The 26419-nt window shown below is 38.6% G+C and carries 22 protein-coding genes; 11 read left to right on the forward strand and 11 right to left on the reverse strand.

What is annotated here, in order from left to right; translation table 11 throughout:
* Positions 1 to 9 precede the first annotated feature (9 nt).
* From rnr to ED557_02155, 5 genes are read right to left on the reverse strand one after another with little or no spacing between them, the layout of a single operon-like run.
* Positions 10 to 2163, reverse strand: a complete 2154-nt coding sequence (gene rnr, locus ED557_02135) for a ribonuclease R (protein ID RNC85593.1) — start codon at positions 2161 to 2163, stop codon at positions 10 to 12.
* Positions 2163 to 6872, reverse strand: a complete 4710-nt coding sequence (locus ED557_02140) for a hypothetical protein (GenBank protein ID RNC85594.1) — start codon at positions 6870 to 6872, stop codon at positions 2163 to 2165. The genes rnr and ED557_02140 overlap by 1 nt, the downstream gene beginning before the upstream one ends.
* Before the next feature lies 1 nt (position 6873).
* A complete protein-coding gene (gene aroB / locus ED557_02145; GenBank protein ID RNC85595.1) occupies positions 6874 to 7968 on the reverse strand; it encodes a 3-dehydroquinate synthase in 1095 nt (364 codons plus the stop codon).
* Entirely contained in the window at positions 7961 to 8524 is a 564-nt protein-coding gene (locus ED557_02150; GenBank protein RNC85596.1) for a shikimate kinase, read from the reverse strand. The genes aroB and ED557_02150 overlap by 8 nt, the downstream gene beginning before the upstream one ends.
* 2 nt (positions 8525 to 8526) lie before the next feature.
* Positions 8527 to 10098: a DUF814 domain-containing protein gene (locus ED557_02155; protein RNC85597.1), complete on the reverse strand. Its 1572-nt coding sequence runs from the start codon at positions 10096 to 10098 to the stop codon at positions 8527 to 8529.
* A gap of 39 nt (positions 10099 to 10137) precedes the next feature.
* Here ED557_02155 and ED557_02160 point away from each other — a divergent pair, with 39 nt between their 5' ends.
* On the forward strand, positions 10138 to 10791 hold the full coding sequence (locus ED557_02160) for a hypothetical protein (GenBank protein RNC85598.1): 654 nt from the start codon (positions 10138 to 10140) through the stop codon (positions 10789 to 10791).
* Positions 10791 to 11189 (forward strand): hypothetical protein, encoded by a 399-nt coding sequence (locus ED557_02165; GenBank protein RNC85599.1) that lies wholly within the window; start codon positions 10791 to 10793, stop codon positions 11187 to 11189. Before ED557_02160 ends, ED557_02165 begins: the two co-directional genes overlap by 1 nt.
* A gap of 208 nt (positions 11190 to 11397) precedes the next feature.
* Here the strand turns inward: ED557_02165 and ED557_02170 are convergent, their stop codons facing one another.
* Positions 11398 to 11691 (reverse strand): integration host factor subunit beta, encoded by a 294-nt coding sequence (locus tag ED557_02170; GenBank protein ID RNC85600.1) that lies wholly within the window; start codon positions 11689 to 11691, stop codon positions 11398 to 11400.
* 162 nt (positions 11692 to 11853) lie between these two features.
* On the opposite strand from ED557_02170, the gene ED557_02175 reads away from it, so the two are divergent.
* Genes ED557_02175 through ED557_02195 form a run of 5 tightly spaced genes read left to right on the forward strand, consistent with a single transcriptional unit; the run spans position 11854 to position 16530 of the window.
* Positions 11854 to 13494, forward strand: a complete 1641-nt coding sequence (locus tag ED557_02175; GenBank protein RNC85601.1) for a sodium:alanine symporter family protein — start codon at positions 11854 to 11856, stop codon at positions 13492 to 13494.
* A 1-nt stretch (position 13495) separates the two neighbouring features.
* Complete coding sequence (locus ED557_02180; protein RNC85602.1) at positions 13496 to 14122, forward strand: uracil phosphoribosyltransferase; 627 nt, start codon at positions 13496 to 13498, stop codon at positions 14120 to 14122.
* Positions 14058 to 14660 carry an LPS export ABC transporter periplasmic protein LptC gene (gene lptC, locus ED557_02185; protein RNC85603.1) on the forward strand — a complete coding sequence of 201 codons (603 nt, stop codon included), beginning with the start codon at positions 14058 to 14060 and terminating at the stop codon, positions 14658 to 14660. The genes ED557_02180 and lptC overlap by 65 nt, the downstream gene beginning before the upstream one ends.
* Positions 14660 to 16075 carry a hypothetical protein gene (locus ED557_02190; GenBank protein ID RNC85604.1) on the forward strand — a complete coding sequence of 472 codons (1416 nt, stop codon included), beginning with the start codon at positions 14660 to 14662 and terminating at the stop codon, positions 16073 to 16075. The genes lptC and ED557_02190 overlap by 1 nt, the downstream gene beginning before the upstream one ends.
* Positions 16076 to 16128: 53 nt before the next feature.
* Positions 16129 to 16530: a hypothetical protein gene (locus ED557_02195; protein ID RNC85605.1), complete on the forward strand. Its 402-nt coding sequence runs from the start codon at positions 16129 to 16131 to the stop codon at positions 16528 to 16530.
* A gap of 13 nt (positions 16531 to 16543) precedes the next feature.
* Here ED557_02195 and ED557_02200 read toward each other — a convergent pair whose 3' ends face one another.
* On the reverse strand, positions 16544 to 17140 hold the full coding sequence (locus tag ED557_02200) for a M15 family peptidase (GenBank protein ID RNC85606.1): 597 nt from the start codon (positions 17138 to 17140) through the stop codon (positions 16544 to 16546).
* Between the two features lie 59 nt (positions 17141 to 17199).
* Between ED557_02200 and ED557_02205 the strand changes: the two genes are divergently transcribed.
* The 3 genes from ED557_02205 to ED557_02215 are packed head-to-tail and all read left to right on the forward strand — an operon-like array spanning position 17200 to position 19144.
* Positions 17200 to 17865 carry a class I SAM-dependent methyltransferase gene (locus ED557_02205; protein ID RNC85607.1) on the forward strand — a complete coding sequence of 222 codons (666 nt, stop codon included), beginning with the start codon at positions 17200 to 17202 and terminating at the stop codon, positions 17863 to 17865.
* 46 nt (positions 17866 to 17911) lie between these two features.
* Positions 17912 to 18649, forward strand: a complete 738-nt coding sequence (locus ED557_02210) for a DUF1080 domain-containing protein (GenBank protein ID RNC85608.1) — start codon at positions 17912 to 17914, stop codon at positions 18647 to 18649.
* Positions 18650 to 18655: 6 nt separating this feature from the next.
* Positions 18656 to 19144, forward strand: coding sequence for an N-acetyltransferase (locus tag ED557_02215; GenBank protein ID RNC85609.1), 489 nt, complete (start codon positions 18656 to 18658; stop codon positions 19142 to 19144).
* A gap of 103 nt (positions 19145 to 19247) precedes the next feature.
* Here ED557_02215 and ED557_02220 read toward each other — a convergent pair whose 3' ends face one another.
* The 4 genes from ED557_02220 to ED557_02235 form a co-directional block, all read right to left on the reverse strand.
* On the reverse strand, positions 19248 to 19901 hold the full coding sequence (locus tag ED557_02220) for a DNA-binding response regulator (GenBank protein ID RNC85610.1): 654 nt from the start codon (positions 19899 to 19901) through the stop codon (positions 19248 to 19250).
* A 1-nt stretch (position 19902) separates the two neighbouring features.
* Complete coding sequence (locus ED557_02225; protein RNC85611.1) at positions 19903 to 22314, reverse strand: tetratricopeptide repeat-containing sensor histidine kinase; 2412 nt, start codon at positions 22312 to 22314, stop codon at positions 19903 to 19905.
* Entirely contained in the window at positions 22292 to 22648 is a 357-nt protein-coding gene (locus ED557_02230; GenBank protein RNC85612.1) for a hypothetical protein, read from the reverse strand. The genes ED557_02225 and ED557_02230 overlap by 23 nt, the downstream gene beginning before the upstream one ends.
* A gap of 435 nt (positions 22649 to 23083) precedes the next feature.
* Entirely contained in the window at positions 23084 to 25210 is a 2127-nt protein-coding gene (locus tag ED557_02235; protein ID RNC85613.1) for an elongation factor G, read from the reverse strand.
* 143 nt (positions 25211 to 25353) lie between these two features.
* Here ED557_02235 and ED557_02240 point away from each other — a divergent pair, with 143 nt between their 5' ends.
* Positions 25354 to 26346 (forward strand): asparaginase, encoded by a 993-nt coding sequence (locus tag ED557_02240; GenBank protein RNC85614.1) that lies wholly within the window; start codon positions 25354 to 25356, stop codon positions 26344 to 26346.
* The last annotated feature ends 73 nt before the right edge of the window (positions 26347 to 26419 follow it).

Consider the following 26419-nt stretch of genomic DNA (forward strand, 5'->3'; position numbering starts at 1 on the left):
CGATAATGCTTATACAGGAATAAAATCAATTTGCCTTTTTTGGTGATTAACACTATCCACTTTCACATGGATTTCGTTTCCTAATTGAAACTTTTTCTTCGAAGATCTTCCGACTAGCTGATGACTTTTCTGATCATAAAAAAAGAAATCTCCTTTCAAATCACCAACACGGATCATCCCCTCACAATGTATATTTTTTAGGTCAACAAAAATACCTCTTTCAGTAACGCCGCTGATTACGCCTTGAAAGGTTTGCCCGATTTTGTCGCTTAAAAATTCCACCTGTTTAAGTTTAATAGAATCGCGCTCGGCATCAACTGCCACACGTTCTCTTTCGCTACAATGTTCACCGTGTTTTAAAAGAGAGTCGTAGGAGTAAGAAGTAGTACCTTTTGCATACTCTTTAAGAATACGGTGAACAATCACGTCAGGGTAACGGCGAATTGGGCTTGTAAAGTGTGCATAATGTTCAAAACCAAGACCAAAATGACCAATATTTTTGGGACTATACTCTGCTTTAGCCATTGCTCTTAAAGTAAGCTCATTTACAATGGTTTCAACTGCCGTGCCCTTAACCTCATTTAAAAGCTTGTTAATCCCCTTTGGAGATAAGGAATTATTAACTGAAAAGTGAATCCCTAATGGAGAAACTTGCTCCGCTACCGCGCTCAATTTTTTAGCATCTGGCTTATCATGGATTCTGTAGAAAAAAGGAAAAAGATTCTTTGACAACTTTTTTCCCGATTGTTTTCGGAGGTTATCAATATGGATGGATACGGTTTTATTTGCCATTAGCATGCATTCCTCAATGAGCCGATGAGCAAACTTCCGTTCTTTGAGGATAACTTCAATTGGTTTTCCTTTGCTATCAAGTACAAAACGTGGTTCAGGGGAATCAAAATCAATTGCTCCTTCTCTGAATCGCTTTTCCATCAATGTTTTGGCTAGCTTACCTGCCAGGTGTACCTCTTTTTTATATTCATGATCAGCACCGTCCAAGATCTCCTGAGCTTCTTCATAGGTAAATCTTTGCTTAGAATGTATTATGGTTTCTTCAATAGAATAATCAACAAGGTTTCCTTTGTCGTCAATTTCCATAAAACAACTATAGGTAAATTTGTCTTCATTCGGTCTTAAACTGCACAAGCCATTACTTAGTCGTTCAGGAAGCATTGGTATTACCCTATCAACCAGGTAGATACTTGTACCTCGTTCGAAAGCTTCTTTATCTAACACTGTTTCCGTTTTCAAATAATGGGTGACGTCTGCAATATGCACTCCGAGATAATAATTACCTTGTTCGGTATAGGAAATACTAAGAGCATCATCAAAATCCTTAGCGTCAGCGGGATCTATTGTGAATACCATTTCAGACCTTAGATCCCTCCTGCTACTTACATCGTCCTGAGTTATTTCCTCAGAAATTTCCTCAGCATATTTCTCTACCTCGGGAGGGAATTCGGCTGTAAGTTCATTTTCAGCTAGAATAGATAGAATATTTGCATCGTTACTGCCAGACTTCCCTAATACGGAAGTAACCACTGCTTCTGGTAGCGCTTGTGGATGAACCCATTTCTTTAATTCGAATGTGACTTTATCATTGTTCTCAGCACCATTCAAATTTTTTGATAATACATAAAAATCTGTGTGAGCTGATTTTTGATCAGGCTCGATAATAAAGGTCTTGGTACCGGTCTTCTTGAGTGTTCCTACATAAAACTCTTTCCCTCTTTTTAGTATTTCTTCAATCTTACCCTGAGGCTGACCTGAATACCGATTGGTTCCACTTATTTTAATACTAACCCAATCATCCTGAAGAGCGAGACCAACATCTCTTTTCGATATTTTAACGTCTTCATCTAATCCTTCAACCGTTACAAAACCCATTCCTGATCTGGTAATTTGGATTTTACCTTCCAGTAGATCCGGTGATTTCCTGGGTTCTTTGTTTCCTTTCTTAATGGATATACTATTACCGTCTTTTATAATTAGCCTCTTTGACGCCAGACTATTTATTGCCTTATCTAATCTTTTAAGCTCTTTCTTACTGCTTAATAAAAGTACATCAATGACGGTTTGTTTTGGAAGTCTTTTATTTGGACTGTTTTTGACAAGGTCCATTACAATTTCTTCGAGGGTGCTAAGCCGCTGGCTTCTACTCATTAATTCCCTGGTACTGATGAGGTTTGATTTTCTGTTATTTGATCTTCCTGTTCGTCGTTACTATTCTTTCGCCCGAAAAGCTTTCTAAATGGTCTGGTTATTTTTTTCAAAAATTCATCCCAGCTATTAAAGTTAACCTCTGCTTCTAGGCCTAACCCGTTTATATCCTGGCCTTGTTGGTTTTCATCGCCTGAACCTAAATTACTAAAAGTTGGATCTTGCCTGTGAAAAGCAGTCACCGATAAGGTTTGGTTAATTCGATAGGTCGCACCAATATCCCCAATATTTGATTGTGCTCCAGTAATCTGTCCTTCCCTGCTAAGTATGATACGGTCATTATATAACCTCAAAGCAACCGCTAGATCAACATTGTTATAGGTATTCAAATTAAAATCGATATCAAGACTACCAACATCACTTCTTAATAACGAGTTTATCTGATTAGAAAGTAACGGACTTATTACCTGGCTCGAAAGTAAAGGATTTAACACCGCACCACTTCCCGAAAAATTTTCACTAAAAGAGTCGGTAGTACTGGTCGTAGCAGTAGTAGATGGGATAAAATCTCCCATTAGCAGAAAACTTGTAGCCTGAATAAGCTTCTCATCTTCATTTCTGTTCAATGTGTTTATTTGAGCACTCAGTGCAGTGTTCTGTCGAGCTTCGAACGTATTGGGTAATCGGAAGAAGAAATTATTTTCAATACTGCTAAGTGTCCCACCCACATTTAATACCAACTGAACAGGTACCCTTTGAGAATTATCCTGATCAATATCTGACCTGGATTGTGTTAATGTATTAATGTCTGGTCTTGCTTCATAAAAAGCATTTAGATTTAAGCTCGCATCAGTCGGGTTTCCATTCCAGGTAATAGTACCTCCTCGTTCCAGCTCAAATCTTCTTGCAAATATATCACCACTTACAAATTGATAATTACCTCCTGATATATCGAACTGCCCAAACATTGACAGCTCTTCATCTTGTAATCGTATTTGTAATCGACCCGTACCATCTGCAGTAATCGCATCTCCGGTAACCGGATCAAATATTAGCCTCACCGTCATTGGTTGAAGAGCTATAAACTGCAAATCCATGGTAAAGCGTTCAGTAAATGTACGCTCAAACGGATCTTCATCTTCTTGTGCAAGAAAAGCTTGTGCTCCTGAAGTAGTGGTATTATCAATTCTTCCTAATGATGAAAAATCATCTACAAAACGGATGAATTTATTATCCTCATCAAATTCAGTTTCTTCTAACAGAGGAATTCCAATATTTGAGAAATCAGAAATATAAACGGGGGTAACTGTTTCCAGCACTGGATCCAAATTTGTACCAGTCAATCGAATCGTACTTGAACCATATGCGTCTCCAAAAAATGGAACATCCTGATCCAATATGCTATTCAAGAATTGGAATTCATCCATTTCAATGAGCAGATCCATGGAATGTAGCTTACTAAAATCGTTAAGATTATACGTTCCACTTACTATTGCAGCGCCACCAGATGGATCTATAACGAACACATCTTCAAAATTGAGTCCTTGATCACGACTAAAACTCAATGAACCAATACCATAATAGAAAGTATCCAAAAAACGGGGCCTCATATACACTGCATCGTCCATACCTATATCATAGTTAATATTGAAGTCATAATCTTCAAGATTCCCCCATACAAGTCCACTTCCGTTGGCTTTACCTGACATTTCAGAAAACACTTTAGGAGCGATGAAGGGTATGATCCATAGGTCTACATTCTCAAAATCTAAATCAAACCTGAATAGTGAATCTGTTTCCGGGAACCCGTTATTGTCTGGCGCAAGAATATACCCCTTCAAACTGATATCCTGACCTGTTCTGTTATTCCGGAAATAATAATCAGGGTATTTGGTTGAATCAGTATCTACGATTATTTCAGTATCAAATCGGTTTAATGGTTGATTGAATTCACTTAATACAGAAATGTCGCCAACCACATTATTGTCCAAACCTAAACCCAGGATGTTTAACTCTCCTTGAAGTGTCGGAGACCGAGTAAGAGATCGAGTTGTAAACTGACCATTCAAGTCCCCAGAGAAGTTTATTCGGCCATTTATCAAATCTGAAATTCGTTCCAGATCTACATTTTCTATCTGGTAATTCACAGAATCGGTTGCATCTGCACTTAAAATACCTTCAATCGCAATATTCTCGTCAAAATTGCTTAGCTCAAAATCCTGGAATCTTAATTTTTCATCGGCCAGATACTGCACTGACGGAGTTTCCACCCCTTCCCATAAGTATAAATCACTACCCAACGCAAATTCGTGAATGTAAGCTGTTATTGCTGAATCCGTAAGCGCTATACCACTTGTTAGTTCGAATTTTGAATCTTCAGCTATTTCATCAATCGTATGAGTATAAATGATCGAATCTTCCTGCATATCAAATTCAAAAGAGAGGCCTTTTGCATCAAGCAGACCTGTACTAATTGAACCAAGATCGAGCTGAGCCTGTAACCCGGAAAATGATTTAAGAGTCTCTGAGCTTCTAAAACTTCCGGTCACCTGTAATGCAAGTGAATCTATAGTAGTTTCCTTAAAACTGATTGATGGATCATTTATGGAAGCATTAAAGAGAAGTCTATTAGGATTCCCATTTACATTAGATCTAATTTGAGCTGCTGATTGAATTGAAGGGAATGCAGGCACATAGGCTTTTATGAAGTCCAGGTTTTTTATGGAAGCGTTCATAGTAAAATTCTGATCCGAGCTAATCACCAATGAATCCGAATCAAATGTATCTACTGTTGTTAATAGAACTTCCTCATCAACTCTTTCCTTAAAATAAGAACTCCAATAAGGGGCCATTCTTACTAGCTCATTAAGTTGAAAGCTACCCTGCATAGACATATCAAAAGCGGTAGAAGTGAACCTTAATGCTCTGGTTGCATTGCCAGGCTCATTTAAATCCATATACACCTGATGAGTTGGAAGAGTGTCTTCTCCTATAGTAGCAAATGGTACATCGATCGTAAGTTGCCCATATACATTATCCCAACTATTGCCTTTCAAAAAGATTTCGTACTCCAGATTTGCGAACACTGAATCTAATGACTGAGCCTGCGTCAAGCCTTTCAAATCAACATTTTCTCCACTTCCTGTAAACTCCAGACCAGGTATTGAATCTGTCATATCAATAGTGCCCCTCCCTGTTAGGTAAGCAGAGGGTGAGGTAAACATCAAAGACGGACGGATAATCCCTTCGTTCCATGTTCCTTCTGCTGAAAGAGTATCAAAATTTACCCTGTTTAAGTTACCATCAGAGAAGAAGAAACTAGAAGAACCAGAAGCGTTTCTTACGCTTCTCCAGTCATCAGAATTTATTGCAAAAGAACCGGTTAAATGACTTTCAATTATTTGATCCGAAATAAGTCCTCCTAAATTTATATCAGTAAAACTTCCATTAAGATCTATACTAGCATACTCAGTCATTCCCAGGTCAAAATTAGTAATCACCTCGCCCACAGAACTCAATACTTCAACCTCTCCTGCTAACCCCGATCTATTTCCACTGATCTTTACATCAAAACTGGAGGTTGTAATAACATCTATTTGAGGCTCGCTTAATTGAGGTACGAATTCCGAAAATTCTGAACTATCTACCAGGACGTTTTCTAAATCAACCTCAAACTGAAGACTTTCTAAATTCAAGGGAGATTTGACGAAGCCATACCCATCAATCCCGCTTCGTCCCATAAAGAAATCGAATTCCTCAAACCATAAGGAATCAAGACTTCCATTACCTTTAAAATTCGCATAAAGTACTTTATCAAACCTCTCATATTCAGGATAAAATCTGGTAATCAAACCAGGATTTACAAGAAGTTCACTTATTCTGTAGGAGATTTCGGAACTCTGAATCTGCCCGAGAAAATCATCTTTTAAAAAATCTACCCCATTAAACTCACTACTGAATTCAAGTGCTGAACTTCCTAACCTGATATTAAATGCATTGAATTCCAGGTATTGCTCATCGTTAAACACCTGCCCAAATATATTCGCGTTTTCAATATCCAGTTCTGGCATATTGAAACTGAAGCGATCTATATCAAAAAATCTACTTTCTCTTTTGTTTTCAATAAATATTTGGGCATTAATATCCCGAATTGTCAATGTATCCAGTCCTTCTTGAGCAGATTCTTGAGGGTTATCAAAAATTACCACCCCCCCACTTATTGTTGCTGATGGTACCAGTACTTCAAAATTAATGCCTTGAGCTTCATTATTGGTTGAATCGAAAGTATCGTTCTCACAAGGTTCAATAGCATACGCTAACGATCGTCCTTCTCTATCTCGAAACAATACCACAGGATCCTTAATATCAAGATGGTTAATGATGAGCTGGTTGCGAAATAATGCCCAAAAATCTACCGAAGCGTTTACCGTATCAGTAGAAAAAACCGGCCGGAATGACGTAGAATCTTGATATATGGCTACATTCTTAAACTCGAAATCAAAAGGAATTGCTCCTGAAAACTCTCCTAGCTTTAATACTCCCTTGTATTGGTTGTTAAAATTATCCTCAATCTTAGATGCTATATAACTCTTTGATGCAGGTAATTGTAGAATTGCAAAACCAAGGGTAGACAAAACCACACAAACCAGAATCAATACCCCTAGTATGGTCCAGAAAAGCTTCCAGGTTCTATGTACCCATCTATATGCCATATCACGAGAACTCCGAGATCAACGCATTCCAACTCTCTTCAATCAATAAAGTTTCGGAAAAAGGCTTAACAAAAGGATCACCTAATTCTTGAAGGAGAATTAATCGAATAATATTGTCCTTTACTTTCTTGTCGTTCAACATTAGCTGCGTAAGCTCTTTTCCGGTAGATGATAGTTCACTCAAATTAAAGTCATACAACGGTTTAAACTGCTCTAAATTGGCTAATCCTATACTTGCACCTATTGCATTAGAAACCGAAACAGCTCCAAACATTCCTGCAAAAACGGCCTCACCATGGGAGTACTTTTCATAATTACCTACATTTTCAATTACATGAGCAAAGGTATGTCCAAAATTGAGTGCTTCTCTAATACCAGACTCCTTCACATCTTTTGACACTATATCTGCTTTAATTTGTGCGCTCTGACTTATAATTGGAATCCATTCCTTTGGAGAGGCAAACTTTCCATTCTTGGTGAGCAAGGTCAATTGTTCAAAAATATCCGGAGCCTCAATCATTCCGTATTTTAAAATCTCACTTAATCCGTTTACCCATTCTTTTTTAGGCAAAGATTTCAAAAAACGAATATCAGCAAAAACTGCTTTCGGTTGATAAAATGCTCCTAATAAATTTTTTCCAACGGTATGATTAATCCCGGTTTTTCCCCCTATTGAACTATCAACCATTGCTAATAACGTAGTGGGCATATGAATTAAAGGAATACCCCTCAACACGCTTGCAGCAACAAATCCCGCTAAGTCACCAACCACTCCACCTCCAATTGCCAGTAACGCTGTATTCCGCTCTACTCCACTTTGTAAAACGAAATGAGCAACACTTGAAAATTGATCCAGACTTTTATTTGTCTCCCCACTAGGAACCACATATTTGATTACCCGTTCAAAATCTTTACTAAGACCTATATCGATATACTCACTGTGATTGGAATAGGCCTTTTCATCAATAATGACAAAGATTTTTTGGGAGCTGAATTTGGCAGAAATAAATTCAGAAGCCTCCTTTATGAGGTTTTTTCCAATTTTTATTTCGTAAGTATCTACTGAATTTGTTGAAACTGAAATGACTTCAGACATGCCTTTTGAGCTTTTCAATAAGTATTTGAGCTATTTCTTCTTTGGGTCGATAACCATCACTTTCCACAGTAATTTGCGCCTGAGAATACAACCCTTCACGACTTAAATATAAGCTTTTAAGCTCGTTTAACAGAGTTTCTCTCGATTTTATTTTTCCTTCTGCATCAAGAGTAATTGGCCGGTTTTTATTCCTCGAAACTCGCTCTATAATTACCTCTAAGGGTATCTTAATAAGTACGAGAAGACCGCGTAGTTTTAGTTGGTCAATTATCCTTTGATTTTGCAGAGCCCCTCCTCCTAAAGCAATTACTCCGGAAAAGTTTTTTGTTAGCTCTAAGAGGTATTCCCTTTCTTTATCTCTGAAATATTTTTCTCCTTCTTCTTTGAATATGTCTTTAATCGACTTTCTTTCCTTTTCTTCGATTATCTCATCAAGATCAACAAAAGGTCTATTTATTAATTCTGCAACTAACCTACCTATTGTAGACTTACCCGAAGCCATAAATCCGGTTAAAAAAATACTTCCTTGAAATCGATTCAATCTGTAGTCATTCATAATTATGGTTTTTCAGGCTCAACAAATTCAACCTGTTCTTTTTGAACCAGGACCGCACCGGGAGCTGCTCCTTTCGGTTTCCGTACAAATTTCCTCTTAGTGTAAATTACTGGTACCAATCCAGCACCCTTTGCTTTAGAATTATACGCTGCATACGCTGCTACTTTTTGTACTACCTCTTTATCTGGCATACTCTTTTGATTCCTCATCCTGATAATTACATGTGACCCGGATACTCCTCGTGCATGTAACCATACATCTTCCTTATGCGATAGTTGAACCAGTTTATCGTTACTCTTCGCATTTTTACCTATCCAGATTTCATAACCTAAAACATCCATTAGATGAAACGGAAGAGCAGCATTTTTTTCATTATTAGAGGTGTTTTTGAATAATATAAGATCGTCTTTATTCTTTTTCTCCCAATCATTTAATGCAAAAAAATCACTTACTTCATCAAGTTTGGATATCAAGTTTACTAATTGGTCTTTTCTTTGCTTCAACACAGGAATTTTTTCTCGGGCTTCGAAATATGATTTCTTAGAATTTGAAGAGCGTTCGTAAAACTTAGAAGCATTTTCTGCGATACTTAACTCTTGATTTACTTCTATTACAAGCTCCTCATTGTTATTATAAAAATCGACTGCTATAAGCTTCGTGCTTTCAGGCATCCCCTTGTGTGCATTAGCCATTAGAATATGCCCCTTTTGCTCATAATCTTGAGCACGGTTAAGACCGCCTTCTGCTTTTTCTAGATTCTTGAGCACAGCCTCAGTTCGCTGTAATTGCTTTTTTAACGATTTGATATGAATATTTTTTCTTTGATTAAATCTTAGTCGACCAGAGTAATTCTTAGTTCGCCATAGAATTAGCTCATTTATACTTTCGAAAAATCTTTCTGTACTTGAAGGAAAAATCCTTTCAGGAAAAACCGTTGTTTCTCCATTTGTTAATAATCTGAATTCTGCCTCATTTTCCAATGCTGTAGTTAACTCTTTGGAAAATTCGATAATCCCATCAGTTGTAAGCTCTTCCAAACCGTGGTAATTGACTAGATCGTCTAAATCAGCCCTTGGGAGCATCGGGTTACTTTCGATCAGTATTTTCTTAGCCGTTTTACCCTCCCCTGTTACTTCAAATAGTGTTTGACTCTTGGCTTTAGGAGTAGCTGAACCAATTTCACCGAAATCCTTGAATAGTTCGGCAATTATACCTTCTTCAATTAAATACGCATTTGCTCGTGAGCTAAACAGCTTGAACAAAAGTGCTTTTCCATCCCCAAATTCTATAGAAATAATCCGATCATTTTTAACCAATTCTACTCCCTGAATGGGTGTTAAATAAACATCCTCAAAAAAGGTAATCCGATTCGCTTTTTTTGGAGGACGATAGCTATCAAGGAAGAGTGAAATATTACCCGGAGACGTATTGAATATTAATCGGGAACTTTCCGAATCTCCTTTTATATACAGCTCAAGTGTGTTTTTGAAAGGCGTTGTTGCCAATTCAATTACAGCATTTGATAATTTGTTTTTCAGCTCCCGCTTTAAATATATTAGCTCGTAATAATTCAAACCTACTAAGTAAAGAGAGTAATTTAGTTAATCATACTTATGCATTATCCAATATTCAATTCCATTGTAAATACTGTAAGCACTCAATTGGATAAACGTGGAATTAAAAGTCAGACTTTTAAAACCTGGGAAGATAATAAGATTAATGCCATTGGCTTAGAATTACTTATTGAACTCGATAAAAGTTCAGAATTTCTTAAATCACTGTCCATAAACTTTGATTGGGATAGTTTTCGTGAAACCACTGTTGCCAGTAAACTTGAAGGGATGAAAGGACATCCTTTTTTAAAGATCAAAAAACTTTTCAAAACCCCCGTTGCCCCTACTATTGATATTGAAATTTCCTGGCTTTTCGATATCGAGCGTTGCCAACCTGAATACCCGGGGAAAGAAGGAAATTATCGGATTGAGCAGGCCAGCCTATGGATGGAATCGATAAGCAAACAGATTAACGAACTTCTTAAAGACCAGAACATTATCACAAGATGGCATATAGAAATTGAAGGAGATGAATCAGGTAAGTACCTCTCTGCCATAAATTTAATTTCCTACTTTCAATATGAGTTTACATCACCAAAAACGGTAAATGATGTGAACAATATTGTAAGTAAGAAATTTCAGGATCTTCTTTTAAAAGCTAGTAAAGTCATTCACCTTTGTGATGAGGTTCTTCAAGAAAGCGTAGCCGCTTGATGAATAAACCCATCGTTCTCCGTGCTTATCAAAACACCAATGAGGCTTACGCAAACAAATGCCTTTTAGAGGATGCAGGGATTACAGTTTTTCTTTATGATGAATATACTCCCTCTACCCTACCAAGTCCTTCTTCAGGAACAAAGATTGTTGTACCCGAATATCAGGTTGAAGAAGCACTGTTGATACTAGATCAAAACTTTAAAGAAAACCATCCTGATTTATATTCTGATGAAGATACAGTTCGGTGTCCAAAGTGTGATTCAAAAAGGATTTTCCTAATGAAGAACCGACTCACCTTAGCTCGATTAATATTCTCCATAACGTTTTTCTTCTTTAAAGATGACAGAAAGAGATACCAATGCAGAGATTGTCGAAATACCTGGAGAGAATTTTAGAAATAAAAAAGGCTCCGTAAAAGGAGCCTAAAATCTTACTTTTTCTTTTTATGCCTGTTCTTTCTCAGGCGCTTTTTGCGCTTATGCTTCGCAATTTTAGCGCGTTTTCTTTTTTTACCACTTGGCATAAATGCTCACCTAGGTGTTAATTCATTGTTTATTGTTCGAACAAGGGTCAAAAATAAGAACTTTACTAAGGTTTTCTAAATCAAATTTTAGCGGACATGGATTCATTAACCGCTTCTTTGAAGTCCCTGGACATTTTTAACACAGGAGCAAACTGCTCAGGTACAATTACTTCCACATTGGTTTTAGGATTTCGTGCAACTCGCTGAGCTCTTTTTACTACTTTAAAGCTCCCAAAGCCACGAAGCTCAATAGTCTCACCCCTTTTCATGGCATCAACCACTGTTTCCATGAAGCCATTTACAACAGCCTCAGTTTCAACTTTGGTAAGCCCTACTGATGATGATATAATATCTACGATATCTGCTTTCGTCATTTTTTTTTAGCTCGTTATTCTTAATTAGCATCGCAACACAATAGGAAAAGCAAATCGTTCATTTTATTGCAATAAAAGAAATCTGGTTGGATTCTCTTATCATTCTTTGTCAAATGTTTATTACTTTGGCAGCTTTAATAACCATTCAATCAAACATAGTGCATGGAAACTTTTGAAAGTATTGTTAATACCCTGAACAATCTTGTTTGGAGTACCCCCACCTATTTCCCATTAATGGTAGCTGTTCTTCTAAGTTTTGGGATCTTTATTACTCTTAGATTAGGCTTCGTTCAGGTAAGGAAATTCAAACACGGTATACTCTCCGTAATGGGGAAATATGATGACCCCGATGCAGTGGGTGATGTAAATCACTTCCAGGCGCTAACTACTGCATTATCCGCAACTGTAGGTATTGGTAATATTGCCGGTGTTGCGATTGCTATTCACTATGGAGGACCAGGTGCGCTTTTCTGGATGTGGGTAACCGCCTTTTTTGGAATGGCCGTTAAATACACAGAATGTACACTAGCTGTTAAATATCGGATCCAAAATGATGATGGATCCGTTTCTGGTGGCCCAATGTATTATATAGAAAAAGGACTCGGTGAAAACTGGAAATGGCTGGCAGTTTTCTTCGCCGCAATGGCAGTTATTTGTTCTTTCCTAACAGGAAATGCAGTACAGGCTAATACGGTAGCTGATACTTTACAAAGCACATTCTTAATTCCCGGATGGATAACAGGATTGGTAACTGCCTCACTTGTTGGTTTTGTAATTATCGGAGGGATCAAAAGAATTGGTAAAGTAACAGCTAGCTTGATGCCAATCATGGCCATTATTTATGTTCTTGGAGCACTAATTATTCTTTTACTCAATTATGAAAAAGTTCTTCCTGCTTTCGGTACCATTCTTGAGTATGCATTCACACCAAAAGCAGGAGCATTTGGAGTAGGTTCTGGACTATTCCTCACTACTCTTGTATGGGGGATCAAGCGAGGTTTATTTTCAAATGAAGCCGGACAAGGTTCAGCTCCTATTGCTCATGGCGCTGCTAAAACGAAAGAGCCAGTCCGAGAAGGTGTTGTAGCACTATTAGAGCCGTTTATTGATACTCTTGTGGTTTGTACCATGACAGGTCTTGTTATCGTGAGTACTGGCGTTTGGGATCAAAAGCATGATGTTTTATTCACATCTAATGCCACTGAAACCGAAATTGTTATTGACGGACCAGGAAGCACTCTTCTGTTGGTTGATGGTGTTCCGACAAATGGTACTATCCAAAGAAATGATCATGATAAAGGCACCTTTTATACCAATGAAGCTAGGACTCAGGCTTTTAATGGTAGTATAGAAGTACAGGATGATGGAAGTGTTGTTATAACCGCATCAAGTGGAGCGGAGGTAGAAACTCTCTACACAAGCATTGTAGAAAATGGTGCTCCTCTTACAGCTATTGCTTTTGAAAAAGGTCTAGCTCCCCTATTTGGTGGAGGAAAATATATCGTAACCATTTGTGTGATTTTATTTGGAGTTTCTACTGCCATTAGCTGGAGTTACTATGGTGATCGATCTATCCAATACCTGGCAGGTGATAAGTCAATTATCTATTACAAAGTGGTTTATCTGATCATGCACTTCATAGGTGCCGTACTTGCCCTTGAAACCGTATGGGCAATCGGGGATATTGCTCTTGGCTTGATGACCTTCCCTAACATTATAGCTTTGTTTGCACTTTCTGGAGTAGTTGCTACTGCTAGTAAGGTTTACTTTGCTAAAATGGATGGAATAGAATCAAAAGACTGAGATGAATAGACTAACGGTAGTTAAACACCCCATTGTTGATCGGTACCTCACGTTCTTAAGAGATAAGAACACAAATACTGCTTTATTCAGGCGGGCAATGTCAAACATTGGGGTGATTCTTGCCTACCACTCTTTGTCAGATTTACCACTTGATGAAACCGAAATAGAAACTCCTATTCAAAAAACAATGGGCTATGTTCCTGGCCCTGAGGTAGTCGTAATACCCATACTAAGAGCCGGGTTAAGCCTTGTTGATGGAATCGTTGATTTTATGCCTGAAGCAAAAGTAGGGCATGTTGGGGTGTATAGAGATGAGGAAACTCATGACCCGGTCAACTACTATGATAATCTTCCTCATGGAATTGAAGAAGCCTATAACCTGGTAGTAGATCCAATGTTGGCTACAGGAGGTAGCGGTAGCCATGCTATTTCATTCTTGAAAGAAAATGGAGCCAAGACCATAAAATTTGTTTGCCTCATAGCAGCACCTGAAGGAATTGAACGACTTCAGAAAGATCATCCCGATGTACCGATAATTACTGCAGCTGTGGATGAGAAGCTAAATGAGAATGCCTTTATCGTACCCGGCCTTGGAGATGCAGGAGATCGGTATTTTGGAACGATATAGCCTTTTCCCCTTCTTTTTATGCCTTCTTTTTTTGGTGAACTGCTCAAAGCTTTCTGAGTATGATACTCAACAAATAAGGAATGCACTGGCTGACTCACTACTCACAACTACCGAAAGTTGGGATGTTTCGATGAAGGTTATTGAAGATGGAAAAAGAAGCCTTAATATAACTGGTAGTTACTCCACTACTATTAAAGATTCCGAAAGACATGAGACAAGGATAAGTGGCCCTGTCTTTATCGAAATATTTGACAAAAATGGAGTGTTCAAAAGTAGTGTTGATTGTGATAGCGCGGTATACAGACCAGATGAAGGTATTTTTGAAATGTTCGGAGAGGTACGAGTAGTCACAAACGATTCACGTAAACTTCGATCCGAGTATCTGAAGTGGGATAGAAATAATGATAAAGTAAGTACTCCCGAATTCGTGATTTTCATTGCTCCTCCCGACAGTATTGCCGCAAATGGATTTATTGGGGATACTGATCTGACCAATTACACCCTTAATGAGGGTGGCGGACAAGTAGTTATTGATTAATGAAGTATCATTTTTTAATAGCACTCTTCTTTTTTATTGGGTTATCAACCTCCCCCTTTCAAAGTAAAGCTCAAAGTATTGTTACCCTCGAGCGCTTTGAGTCGGCCAGACTTGAAACCATAGACGGAGAACAAATTCGAAAGATTTATACAGCCAGAATGAGCCTCGGCGATGTAACTATGGTTTGTGATAGCGCCTGGCAATTTATTGATAAGAATGAGCTACGCGCTTTTGGTAATATTCAAATAGACACTTCTACCGAGAATATCTGGACCGATACACTATACTATTATACCAACCAGGAGCTAAGCAAACTTCGTGGCAGAGTAGTTATTTTTCAGGACAGTACCACCCTGTTTGGGGAAAAAGTAGATTATAACTTTGCCACCAAAGTCGCCTATTTCAAGGAAGGGATACGCCTTGAAGATGAGGATGGAGTGCTTACTGCTTTTCAAGGAGTCTATTTTCAAAACCAGGATAGTGCAATATTTCGAAATCATGTACAGATTTCGGACTCTGCCCAATATGCCGAAGGCGATAGTCTCTTTATCAATAGAGAGCGAGAATTTTTGCAGCTTTATAGCAATGTATTTGTAATCGACAGTACAAATAACGGGCTATTAACCGGAGATTTTCTGGAAGCCGATTCAACAGGTCGTAGATATGTAGAAGGGAATGGGTATCTGAGAAAAATAGATGCTGATTCAGCAAGCTCTGATACCACACACATCTATGCAGAAGAACTACTCATGATCGAAAATGACTCGACATCAACAATAAGTGGATTTATAGATGTATCTGTGTGGTCTGAAAATTTCTCCTCGTTATCAGATTCATTGTTTTATGATTCACAATCAGAACTCTTTGAATTGGAGGGTAATCCAATAGCGTGGCATAAACGTATTCAGCTTTCTGGTCCATTCATAGATGTGCAACTTGATAGCAACAAAGTAAAGCTGCTCAAATCTTATATAGGAGCTTTTGCTGTGCAGGAAGATTCGGCCACCGGTCGATTACATCAACTAAAAGGCGATTCTTTAATAGCATTCTTTGATCAAGGGGAAGTTTCTGAAATTCTGATCCACCCCAACAGCGAGATATTATACCATACCAAAAATGATAATGGAGATGCAGACGGGGCTATGGAAAGTACATCTCCAAGAACGATACTCTATTTTGAAAATGGCGAACTCACTCAGGCTAAAATGGGTAAAAACCAGGGATATTTCTTACCCGAATACGCTGAGTTAGCAAGTCGCAAGCTTGATGGCTTCCAGTGGAATCCTGAATTGAGACCTCAAAAAACAGAAACCAGTCCTGCACCAAAATGGGAACCTATTCCAACAGAGAGACCTTTTGCATTGCCTACAAGGTTTGTTAATTTTCTGGAGCTCAAAGCTTCAGAGAAAAATTAATTTTTGTGAAAAGCTTTTTCAATTAACTTTACCAAGAACTAAATAATCAGGTCATGAAGCAATTTTCAGCAACACTCTCTATTCTTTTTATGCTAGTAGTTTTAAGTTGTGAATCATCGACAGTTACTGGCAGCGAAGATGTTATTGTCATTCAAAATGTCAGTATTTCTTTAGATTCCACCTATGTATTCGGAAATGAATTCCGTGCTAATGGTACTATTACCAATAATAGTAACTCCAATATCATTCCTATTTGGTACTTAGAAGGATCTTTTTTCAGGGATGCTAATTCTTCTTTCAAAATGGGTGGAGAGAATACTTCTTTCACTTTTTCCCTTGCACCAGATCAAACTACTGGTTGGGAATTAAGATTTAATGATTCTCAATACCCTGCCTCAAATTACCCTGACTTTAGTGTTGGCGAACTAAGGGCTTATCGTTATGAAAGTGATTAGAATTGATTATGAACTAGACCAGCTTATGAATTGACTCCCAGGGCAATTGAAAGTGGTGGTAATCGGGCTTGTGTACCCAACCCCCTCCCCAATCTGTAAATCCGTGCTTCTCAAAAATTTGCACTATCGGTTCTACCATCCCTTTCCGAATTGAATTTCTATTCACATAATCAATTGCGCTTGATGGAAACACGTTAATTTTCGCCTGCTTCTTATCTAATAGCATATATGGATTCTGAGCCGGATTAATATCAATGGCACAACCATAAGCATGACTACTCCAACGATCGGTATTCATTATTCTACGTCCGTTAAAGGCAGAGGAGTTATTAGCCTCCATAGAAGCAACATCATCCCCTTTAAATTGCTCCATGGGTACGATACTATAGATTGGGAATGCAACAGAAAAAAGCTCTTCAAAAATAAGCTTCACCTGTTCAGAAATACTATCAAGTACAATCATCGTTGAGCTATGCTCATAATCATCAAATCCAAAGTATTTAATTTCAACAACACGAAGGCGTGAGTGATGCAATGGACAATCTTCGCTCCATATATTGCCTGATTGCATGGATTGAATCTCGTTTTCTGTTAAGGATCGTATCGACATCTTTTATAACTTTTGAGCAAAGGTAATCAAACTCATACCGTATTTTGAAAGAAAACAATATGCATGATGAGGCTTTCCTAAAAGAAGTAGCTGCCCAGCTTCGAAAACCAAGCGGGGAGTTTGGGACTGAAGTTGCTCTGGCCATGAATGAAAGCAACAAAACAATGAATCTGGCTACGATCTCTGCCCTTCAGATTGAAGAAGGTAATCACATTCTGGAAATAGGAATGGGTAATGGATTTTTTGTTTCTCAAATCCTGGAGCAGGCTGATGATCTAAGATATACTGGTATAGATTATTCTGAAGATATGGTTCAACTGGCTTCTTCAGTTAACCGAGAATATATTGAAAAGGGACTAGCAGTATTTCATACTTCTCCTGCTCAACACCTTCCTGTTTCAGAGCAATCTATTGACCGATTGTTTACGATTAATACCCTTTATTTTTGGAACGATCATACTTCAATTCTCAACGAATTTAGAAGAGTAATTACCCTGGAAGGTTTATTGGTCATTTCTATTCGCCCCGAAAATTGTCTAAAAGAATATCCGAGTACCCAATTTAATTTCGAATATTACACTAATGAAAAAGTGTCCAGCTTACTAGAAGACCATGGCCTTGCGGTACAAGAGATTATTAATAAAAAAGAGCCTGAAACAGAAGTACTGGGGAAAGTCATTATTCCTGAATATTCGATTATCATTGCCAGTATCAAAGCTACTTGAAACAAAGTCCTTTTACCCTTAACCTTTTCGAAACTAAAATTGATATATGAATACCAGACACGTCCTTTCACTTCTTTTTATTTCTTTTCTGATTTCCTTTTGCGCAGATGAACCTCAACAACAAGTAAAGGAAGTTGAAAGCGAGCCAGAATGGATTTCACTGTTTGATGGAGAAAGCTTTGAGGGGTGGAAAGAGTATAATTCTGACACCATCAATCCAAAATGGCAAATCGAAGATGGGACTATCATTATTTCTAAAGATGGAGATGATGTAACTAAGAATACCGGCTTTGGTAAATCTATCATCACGGAACAGCAATTCGGGAATTTTGTACTTGAGCTGGAATACAGAATGAGTCGAGGTGGAAATAGCGGTATCATGTACCATGTGGTCGAAGACCCAAAGTATAACAACGATTTTGAAACCGCCCCTGAATACCAGTTACTGGATGACGTGAACTCTGCTTCCGAATACCTCCCCCATCGCCTCACCGCTGCAAATTATGATATGTTTGCTCCTGATACTTCCTTAAAACAACTAAACCCTCCTGGCGAGTGGAATAAAGTTCGCCTGGTATATGATAATGGGCGGGTTGAACACTGGCTAAATGATATTAAAGTGCTGGAATTTACAGAAGGAAGTCCGCAGTGGCAGCAGGCTTATATCAAAAGTAAGTTCTCAAAACACTTTCCTGACTGGGGAAAATCAAATACAGGGCATATCAGTTTACAGGATCATGGGGATTATGTGGCATTTAAGAATATCCGTATTCGAGAGCTCTAGCCTGTTATGATCAGGGAAGCCACGCTATTGGACGCTCCGGCTATTACCAAAATCTACAATCATTACGTAGAACACTCGGGAGCAACGATGGAATACGAAACGGTTTCCTCTTCCTTCTATGAAGACAAGATAAAAAAGACATTGGATTCCGAGCAGTTTTGGCTAGTAGCAGAAAAAGATGGTGAGATAATCGGGTATGCATATTCGAGAATATGGAACCCACGAGATGGTTATCGTTTTACCTGTGAGGTTTCCATTTATATCTCCCCTACTGTTATCACCAAAGGATGGGGCACTAAACTCTACACTGCACTATTTAACAAGCTCAAAGAAGCAGGCATGCTGGTAATCATTGCTGTGATTACTCTTCCCAATGAAGCAAGTATCGCACTACACGAGAAGTTTGGAATGAAGAAAGTAGCTCACTTCCCAAAGATGGGAATTAAGTTTGATCGATGGCTGGATGTTGGTTATTGGCAGGTTAATCTCAATTAATATTCTTTCTTTTAAATAGTCATTCTGAGGCTACTGCCGAAAAATCTAATCGGATCTTTACCCAATTAGATCCTTCGCAAGTATGCTCAGGACGACTTTGTTTTTACTCAATCAACCCAAGAATAAAGGCTTTCTTAATTAAGCCAGCCGTATTTTTGACATCCAGTTTGGCCATTATATTCTTGCGATGAGTCTTTACAGTATGTTCGCTTAGAAATAAGCTCTCGGCAATTTCTTTCATGGTAAATTCTTCGGCGATTAGCCGAATTAGCTCTACTTCACGATCAGTAAGTTTTCCTGTATCATCATTAGTCGAAGTATCTAAAAGACCAGAGGAAGATTTATATCCGCTTACTATTACTTCCATAACCTCAGGACTAAATGCGAAACTGCCCATAGCAACATCTTTAATTGCTTTTTTCATTTCAGGGAAACCAACACTTTTCAACAAATATCCCGAAATCCCACTTTCCATCAAGTGACTGATAAAGTCTTCATTAAAGTAAGTGCTAAGCATAATTATCTTAACAGAAGGATATTGACGTAATACATTTTCTGCGACTTCTACCCCATTAGGTTTTCCCATTTCTATATCCAACATAAGCACATCAGGTTGAAGCCCTGTAGCAAGGAAACGCATCACCTCCAACCCATTAGTGAAGGTACCGATAACTTCTATTTCTTCATTCCGGTTGAGTAGTACCTCAACCCCTTGAAGAAATACTTTGTGATCATCTACAAGTACTACTTTAACCATATCAGTTTAATGTGAGTGAACTCCAAATGCCTTCTTTTTGAATGACAGGAATATGAATATCAATGGTTACACCCTTTCCTAACTCGGCCTCGAGGTTAAATTTACCACCTAATAGTTTTACCCTGTTCTCCATATTCTCCAAACCGTAACTATCCTGCCTTATACTTTCTGCTTCAATAATGCTGGTATCAAATCCTACCCCGTTATCTTTGATCATCACATTCAATTGATTTTCTTCATCCAGGTCTAATTCTAATTCAATAAGCTCCGCTCTGGAATACTTAAGTGAATTACTTAAAGCCTCTTGAATAATCCTATATACATTCATCTCCACAAGATTATCAAGTTTCCTGTCCAGTTCAATTCTACTATTTATCTCGATACCAAGCTTAGTAATTTTGGATAGCAGGGTCTCCAAATCCCTGGTCAAACCCTCACCAGAGGAAGTACCTTCTTTCATTTCCTTTATTAATGCACGAACCTCTTTAAATGCATCATCCAAAAACTGATTTCCTTCAGTAAATGAAGGAAGCAATTCGGGCTGCTTTTCCTTGATATCTTCGTTTAAGGAACTAAAGTATAGTTTTACCAAAGAAAGAATACTTCCGAGGCGATCATGTAGTTCTGCAGCAAGCCTTTTTCGTTCTTTATCTTGCCCTTCCATCATTGCCGAAATTGATTCCAGGCGCTGTTTATCTAACAAGGAGTCAATCTGGTTTTGATAAAGTGTTTCTTTTTGTGCTGAGATAATCCTCTTTTTCCTACTTCTATACTGAAACCAGGCGATGATCCCTATTACCGTACCCAGTAACGAGAATACACTAATTATAAGTGCTCTATTTTCAGCATTCCTTCGTTCAATTACCGCCTGATCCTCGGCGTTTTGAGCCCTTAAAACCTGATTCTGCGCCTCTATTTTTTCTGTTTCATATTCCGTGATTAACTCTTCAATAGCCTTTATTCGAGCAAGGTTTACGAGGCTGTCTTTATATGCATCATAAAGTAGCTGAAAGTTATATGCGTTCTCGAAATCATTAACATCAGCGTATAGCTCAGCCAATCCAAATGATGCACTTCGCTGAATTTCTAAATACTCCGATTCGTCTGCATATTGAAGACTCCTTAAATAGTAGTTCTCCGATTGAATGGCGTTTCCCAAATAGAAATAGGTCGCACCCAAATTATTATACACCTCAGCCAGCTTACGATGATCTTCTAATTCTTCGTACAAAGTTCCAGCCTCTAATAGGTAATCTCGTGCCTGCCTGTACTCCTTTTTTTGATTGAATAACACCCCAAGATTACTCAGAATATTTGCTCTTCGACCAGAATTATTGGTTCCTTCGACCATTTCTAGAGCCCTGTTGTAATATTTAAGCGCTGAGTCGGGTTCACTAATTTCATCAAATACTTTTCCAAGATTCTGGAAGACTTCTCCCTTTCCCTGAGGATCATCAAACTGAGTATATACCCGAAAAGCTTCTCTAAAATATTGAATGGCCTCTTCGAAATATTCTTGCTTTTCGTATACCACTCCAATGTTTAGATATTTTGAAGCCAACAGTTTACCGTCTTCCGGGCTTGATATAAGTGCAAGCTCTAAACTGGCTAGGTAATTGGATAGCGCGTTGTCATATTGTCCCCAATCGAAGTACAGATTACCAATATTATTTATCACCATCGATAGTCCAATAGTATCTTCTGAAGCGGTTTTTATCTCTTTAAATCGTTCATAATATACCAGTGCATTTTGATAGTCGGCTTCCCCTGCAAGCCAGTTACCCATATTTAATAACGCACTTGAAAGATAGCGCTCATCTCCCAGTGTTTCTCGTATGTCAATACTGGTTTGATAACTGGCATAAGCCGAATCAGAGCTCCCATGTGCCCTATATGCATTTCCAAGATTATTAAATGATCCGGCTACTCCTCTCATATCTCCAAATGCCCTTTTCAGGCTAATACTTTGTCGGTAGTAGCCGATAGCTTCATCATACCTACCTGTGCCCCGATATAATAGTCCAATTCTGTTATAGGAATCAGCCAGTTGCTGCTGATTCCCCTTTTTCTTGCTAAGCTCGATTGCTCTCAGAAAAAAGGTTTCTGATTCATTCGTTTTACCCTGCCTGCGATATATCAAGCCAAGCAAGTCAGCCATTTCTTCATGCAGAGGAGTATTTAATCCCAGGTTTTGTATGGAAAACCATGCTTCGTTTGCATAATAAGCAGCAGAATCTAATCGGGATGGATAAAACTCATCTGCTTTTTGAGCCTGATACTCGATCTGAGATAAATCTTGTGCGAATAATGCCACTGGCATAACCAGCAACACTATCCCCCATATTACTCTTAAAGCCCTTGAGATGAATACTCCCCCTAATGATAAAGGGTTACTCTTCTTCGGCTTCATCATATTTGGTTACTGTACTACCTTCATCCTCAGGATCATCTAGCCAAACCGTAACTTTTATCTGGGTATCAGGAGCTACTTTATTTTCAGGTGTGGGCAATGAAACTACCAATGGCACTACTTCCCATTGCTCTGAAGGATTTTTCTTTGGCCCATCAACATCTACATTAACCTGTACAAGTTTAGGATTTTCTATACTGATGGATGGCTGCTGAGATATTTTGTAATTCTTAGGAATGAATACAGCTATCCACAAAGAGTATTCATTGGAAGTATTTTTTGTTAATCGAATATATGGTTTCAGAAGGCCCAACGATTGATCTGATTTTGAACTCATGACAGCAAATTTTATTAAGATTGAAGTGATTTAGAAAAGCATATCTCTAGAATACCACAAAAGGGCTACCCATAAATACACCTTTTAGTGATGCCTTTAATATCAATTGAAGACAACTTTCTACCCGATAGAGTTAACATACTATCCAGCAACTTTGATTACAAATCAAGATTAATAAAAGGCGTGTGAACAAGAAATTATTTTTTTAAGCGATAGAGCTTTCTGAATAGAGACAGAAAGAATAGAGACAAACATAGATTTCAATGTCCTTCATTACCACCGAGGATGAATTCCGGGTGGTAATTTTTTATAAAGATTTCCCGCACGTTAATGGTTATTGGTGAATCTCCTTTCCAATAACCATTAACTAGTAACAAATAAGCTATTAAACAATTGTTGTGCTATGATCTATCTTACTTCATACACTTAATTACCTCATGCTTCTTCTAACTCCAGGTTTTCCTGTATCACCCGTTCCTGGATATCAAACGGAACCTGGGCATAATGGGAAAAACTTCTTGAATAAGTGGCACTACCTTGGGTCATAGACTTAAGCCGGGTTGAATAGTGATCCAATTCTTCTAAAGGAACATGAGCCTTAATCTTTTGAAGTGAACCTTCTGCATCCATTCCCTGGATCTGTCCCCGACGTGTGCCAAGGTCGCTCATCACATCCCCCATATAATCTGAGGGTACGGTTACTTCGATTTCGTATACAGGCTCCATTAACCTTGGATTTGCCTGTAGGAAACCATCGCGGAATGCCATACGGGCTGCAGTTTTGAAAGCTGCTTCGTTGGAATCAACGGAGTGCATCGATCCATCATACACAGAAACTCGAATGTCCCTGGCTCTACAACCACTCATTGGTCCATTCTCCATCTTTTCCATAATTCCCTTTACAATTGCAGGCATAAAGCGATTATCGATCACACCCCCAACTATGCAGTTCTGGAATACAAGCTTCCCTCCCCATGATAATTCATGGTCTTCTCTGTTTCTGACTTTCATATCAACAGGATCTGGCATTCCTTCTTCAAAAGGCTCAATCAGGAAATGAACTTCGGCATACTGCCCGGCTCCCCCAGACTGTTTCTTGTGCTTGTATCTAGTTTTAATTGGAGAGCCAATCGTTTCCCGATAAGGTATTCGGGGGGTAATGAACTCAATATCCAGATGAAACCTATTGGTAAGGGCGTGTTCTATAGTATTTAGATGCTCCTCACCTTGTCCATGTATAATTATTTGTTTCAGTTCCTGGCTGTGTTCAATTACTACGGATGGGTCTTCACGATGAATCTGATGGAGGGCATTGCCCAATTTATCTTCATCTCCTTCTTTCACTAATTTAACTGCCGTTCGGATAGTTGTAGCCGGAAAATGAATAGGATCCAGTTTTACATCATTACCTTTTTCATGAAGTGTATCATTCACCTCACTGTCCTTGAGCTTTACAACCGCTCCTATATCTCCCGTTTTAACTTCGGCAATTTCAATGCGCTTATGCCCTTCGGTTAGGTAGAGATTTCCAAGGCGCACCGTATTGGAGTTACTTTCATTTACCAAATCCATTCCAGCCAGAACTGAGCCACTATATACTTTAAAATATATCAGATCACCAACATGAGACTCGGAATGGGTTTTAAATAGAAACATGACTGGTTTTCCATCCGGATTCATGACGAAGTCGTCTCCTGCTTCGGTTTTTGGAGAAGATACTTCAAGAGGATTAGGAGCCACATCATCTATAAAACCCATGATTCTACCCGTACCCATATTCCTTGATGCACATGCACAGAAAAGCGGATAAATTTGTTGTTTTACTAAGGACAAATGAAGTCCTTTTTGCATTTGTTCTTCGTCCAGTTCTCCATGCTCGAAATAGATATCCATTAAGGTCTCATCATTTTCGGCAATTACTTCTACCAGCTCCTGGTGTAATCGTGATGCTCGCTCCTGCTCAGATTCAGGAATAGGAAGTTTATCGGGCTTACCTCCTCCTTCAGGAAATTCATACATTGTCATTCTTAGCACATCAATAATGGCATGGAAATCCCCTCCCTCACTAAAGGGGTACTGAACTACCGTTACTTCTCGGCCAAAGTGTTCTTTTGCTTCATCCACAGCCTTCCAAAAATCAGACCGTTCATTATCCAGTTTGTTAACCACAAACATAGAAGGGGTTTGATACTTTTGTGTGTATTTCCATAGAGAATCGGTTGCGACTTCTACCCCGTTTTCTGCATTAAGTGTAAAAATTGCTGTATCTGCGACCCGTAATGCTCCTACTACTTCCCCTATATAATCAGAGGTTCCCGGAGTATCGATTAGGTTAATTTTGTGTCCCCTCCAGTCTAAATTCATAAATGATGCGAAAATCGATTTACCTTTCTCTTTTTCCTGCTGATGGTAATCTGATACCGTATTTTGATCTTCAATAGTTCCTCGTCGATTGGTGGCTCCGGACTCAAACAACATAGTCTCAGCGAGTGTTGTTTTACCGGAGCCTGAATGACCCAACAGTACAACATTTCGGATGCGGGTAGGATTATATACTTTCATGGCGAACTCCGTTTTTGATTGCTGATTATTTTAGAAAAGAAAAGCGCTTTCATATTTTGCGCTTATATTTGTCAATGAACATGCTGAACATTCGTGAAGAGAATGTGAAGCGTTAAGTTAATCGACTGGAGCAAAGAATCAAGATGAAAAAAATCCTCATTATTCAAACCGGAGGAACCATCGCCATGAGCGCTAAAGGTGAAGGCGTTGAGTTGGATCCCGAAGCCTGGTCTGAAACCCTATATCAGCGAATTGAAGGACTGAATGAACTGGCCGAAATTACTACCGTTCCTCTTTTCTTTGAAGACAGCTCCGACCTAAACCGAGAACATTGGACTGAACTAGCCCGCTGTATCGAAGAACATTATGATGCTTATGATGGCTTCGTAATTCTCCACGGAACCGATACTATGGCCTTTACTGCCTCTGCCCTTTCTTTCAGCCTGATCAATCTGTCCAAACCGGTTATTTTAACCGGAAGCCAGGTTCCTTTAAGTAATATCAGAAGTGATGCCCGTCGAAATTTCATTAATGCAATCGAAATAGCTACTACTAAAATCAATGAAGTAGCTATTTGTTTTAATGATCATGTCTATCGCGGCAACAGAGCTACCAAAACGAGTATTGGAGATTTTGATGCTTTTGGCTCTCCAAATTTTCCTGAATTGGCAGAAATTGGATTGGAAGTAGAACTCAATATTTCTCCTATTTCAGGAGAACATCCCTTTAGTGTTCTTCCATCATTTGACAATTCGGTGCTGGTACTAAATGTATTTCCTTCATTAAACACCAACTACCTAATGGCATTGGAACTTTCAAAACTAAAAGCAATCATCGTTCGATCATTTGGTAGCGGAAATTTCCCAATGAAAGGTGAGTATAGTCTCCTCCCTTTCTTTGAAAAATGCAGAGAGCATGGAGTGATTGTGGTGCTCCTCTCACAGGCCGATTATGATGCCGTTAATCTTACCAAATACCCAGCCGGTAGAGCTGCTCTTAAGGCTGGAGCAATTTCCGGTGCCGACATGACACTTGAAGCTGCTCTTACAAAAATGATGTGGCTACTGGGCAACTATGAAGACAAAGGAATCATTGAGAAACTATTTCAACAAAGCCTGGCCGGAGAGTTAAGCTGAGTGAACATTGAACATTGATCATTGTACAATGCCTTTCAAATCTTACCTCTTAATTCCTTGTTCTTTATTCTTA

This window comes from Balneola sp. (assembly GCA_003712055.1).
In the GTDB taxonomy this organism is placed as follows: domain Bacteria; phylum Bacteroidota; class Rhodothermia; order Balneolales; family Balneolaceae; genus RHLJ01.